Origin of the sequence: Enterobacter cloacae complex sp.6700776 (assembly GCF_048284255.1) — a bacterium.
GTDB lineage: Bacteria > Pseudomonadota > Gammaproteobacteria > Enterobacterales > Enterobacteriaceae > Enterobacter > Enterobacter intestinihominis.
The window spans coordinates 1-306 of the sequence record NZ_JBLVYK010000157.1 but is presented as its reverse complement, the minus strand read 5'-3'; the positions used below and the strand labels follow the sequence as shown (position 1 = coordinate 306).

Sequence of the window (306 nt, the reverse complement as noted above, 5' to 3'; positions counted from 1 at the left end):
GGTTTGGCTGTAGGTATTGTTATCCTGAACCCTGAGCTGAAAATGCCAGCGGTGACACAGTTTGTTGATGGTTCTGGTCCAGTTTGGAAAGGTACACTGTTCCCATTCCTGTTCATCACCATTGCGTGTGGTGCGGTATCCGGTTTCCATGCCTTGATCTCTTCCGGTACGACGCCAAAACTGTTAGCGAACGAAAAAGACGCGCGTTACATCGGCTACGGTGCGATGTTAATGGAATCTTTCGTCGCTATCATGGCGTTAGTCGCAGCTTCTATCATCGAGCCAGGTCTGTATTTTGCAATGAAC

At 48.7% G+C, this 306-nt stretch carries 1 protein-coding gene; it reads left to right on the top strand.

The annotated features are described in order from the left end of the window. A partial coding sequence (locus ACNQ0T_RS23690) for a carbon starvation CstA family protein (protein ID WP_417930439.1) occupies positions 1 to 306 on the top strand: 306 nt, incomplete at both ends.